The following is a 2,679-nucleotide window of genomic DNA, read 5'->3' as shown; positions in this document are numbered from 1 at the left end:
GGGTAGCCGGGGTCGACCGGCACGTAGGCGCCGCCGGCCTTGAGGATCGCGAGCATGCCCACCACCATGTCGATGCTGCGCTCGACGCACAGGGCGACGCGGGCGTCGGGGCCGACGCCGAGCGTGCGCAGGTGGTGAGCCAGGCGGTTGGACTGGACGTCGAGTTCGCGGTAGCTGATGGCCGCCGCGCCGCAGGCGACCGCGACCGCCTGCGGGGTGCGTGTTGCCTGTTCCGCAAACAGCTCATGGACCAGCCGTCCTTGCCGTCCCATACGCTGTGTCGCGTTCCAGGTGTCGACCACCAGTGCGCGTTCGGCCGCCGGCAGCACGTCGAGGCTGGCCACGGGCGACGCCGGTGCCTGGTCAAGCGCGTCGATCAGTTTTTCCAGCGCCGTATGCATGTAGGCGCAGATCCGTTCCGGCTGGATTGGCAATTCCACCTGGGCCGTCAGGTAGAAGTCTTCGCCGAGATCGTCTACAGAAAAGGTCAACGGATAGTTTGTGCGCTCCTGGCCGCCGAGTGCTTCGATGCCTTCCCAGTTGTCCTGCGACTCTTCGTTCGCGGCCGCCGGGACACTGTGGCGATAGTTGAAGAAGGCGCTGAACAACGTCGTACCGGACGGGACTGCGCTGCATCGCTGCGCGAAGGCCAGCGATGCATGTTCGTGGCGCAGCAACTGCGTCAGGAGCGCGTGCGTGTGACGCACGCCGTCCTGGACGCTGCGCTCCCGCATGTCTATGCGCACCGGCAGCGTATTCATGAACAGCCCGAGCGCACGGTCGGCCCCATCGCCGCCTTGCATGCGGCCAAAGAGGACGGTGCCGAACACCACGTCTTCGCTCCCGGTCAGTTGCGCCAGTACACGCGCCCATGCGAGATGGCAGAGCGTCGCCGCGCTGACGCCCATGGCTTGCGCACGCTTGCGGACGCGTGCGGCAAGCCCGGGATCGACGTTGAGCCCGGCTTCGACGATTTCGGTGCCGTCGCCACGCACGTCGGTCAAACCGAACGGCGTAGTCGGTTGATCCACGTCGGCAAGCATGCGGCTGAAGAAGGCTTCGTGCTCTTCCTGGGATACCCCGTGCCTGGCCTGGACCACGAAATTCCGGAATGGCAATGGAGCAGGCAATTGCGCCGCCTGTCCCTGCAGGCAGGCTCTCACTTCATTGACAACCAGTTCCTGCGTTGTATGGTCGCCCGCGAGGTGGTGGTTCAGCAGCAAGGCCAGCCAGCGGCCGTTGGCCACGTCGTGCATGGCGAACAAGCGGATCATCGGTGCCCGCCGCACGTCCAGCCGATAGTGGCGCGGATCGAACCGGTCCTCGAGTTGTGCGGCCGGGCTGCCTTGGCTCGGATCGAACGTAAGTTCCTCGATCGCGATCGGAGCTTTGCGCCACACCACCTGCACCGGCTCCGGCATGCCTTCCCAGAGTACAGCGGTCCGCAGGATGTCGTGCCGGTCGACGACCGTTTGCAGTGCTTCCACGAAGCATTCGAGGCGTGCGCGGCTATCGAAGCTGTACAGCCCGTGCAGCAGGTAGGGATCGCTCTCCTGTTCCATCAGGTGATGGAACAGGATGCCTTCCTGGAGCGGCGCCAGCGGGTAAATGTCCTGGATGTTGGCGGCGCCGCCGGGAACATGGTGCACGATGTCGTCGATGTTCGCTTCCGACAACTGCACCAGCGGAAGCATCTGTGGCGTGATGGCTTCGCAGCCGGGGTGAATGCGATTGGGCGGAACGGCAACGATGGCGTGGGTATTCCCTACGGCAGCCGCCAGCTCCGACAGCGTCGGCGTGCCGAACAGCACCCGCACGTCTGCGTGCAGTCCGGCGCGGCGCATGCGCTCGATCAGGCTGACGGCAAGCAGCGAATGGCCGCCCAGTTCGAAGAAATGGTCCTGCCTGCCCACCCGCTCAAGGCCAAGGACCTCGGCCCAGATCTGCGCGAGGCGGATTTCGACCTCGCCTTGCGGCGCCTGGTAGTCCGCTCCGTGGCCGTTGTGTGGTGCACTTCTCGACGCCAGCCTGGCCAATGCCTTGCGATCCAGTTTTCCATTCGGCGTCAGTGGCAATGCGTCCAGTGCGATGAACTGCGCCGGTACCATGTGCTCGGGCAGGAAACCAGCCAGGAAGCGGCGCAGCGACTGCGGATCTTCCGGTTCGTTGTGTGGTGTGTAGCAAACGGCAAGGCGGCGCCCGGCGACCGGATCGTCAACGGCGACGGTCACTGCATTGCGCACGTTCGGGTGACGCCCCAGCGCCGCATCGACCTCGCCGAGCTCGATGCGGAAGCCGCGAATCTTGACCTGACTGTCGCGGCGGCCGAGAAACTCCACCGTGCCGTCCTGCAGGTATCGACCCAGGTCTCCGGTACGGTAAATGCGTGCGCCAGAACCGGCGCGAAACGGATCGACGATAAAGCTTTTTTCGGTCAGTGCGGAATTTGCAAGGTAGCCGCGCGCAACGCCTACGCCGCCAATGCAGATTTCACCGACAACGCCAACCGGCACCGGCCTCAGGCCGGTATCGAGCAGATAGATCCGGGTATTTGCGATCGGACGACCGATCGAGCGATGCGAACCTTTGCCATCGACGATCTCGTCGACGGTGACGACCACTGTGGTCTCGGTCGGCACAGCAAAATGGCGATCATCAGGAGAATGTTGGAAAAGAGCG

Annotated in this window: 1 protein-coding gene; it reads right to left on the bottom strand. The window is 64.5% G+C overall.

Annotated features, from left to right (window positions below; all coding sequences use genetic code 11):
- The coding region (locus ASE07_RS26330) for a condensation domain-containing protein (RefSeq protein WP_156397062.1) at positions 1-2,639 on the bottom strand (2,639 nt) is incomplete at its 3' end.
- Positions 2,640-2,679: the final 40 nt, after the last annotated feature.

This window comes from Noviherbaspirillum sp. Root189 (assembly GCF_001428545.1).
In the GTDB taxonomy this organism is placed as follows: Bacteria; Pseudomonadota; Gammaproteobacteria; order Burkholderiales; family Burkholderiaceae_D; genus Noviherbaspirillum.
This window is presented reverse-complemented; position numbering and strand designations above follow the sequence as displayed.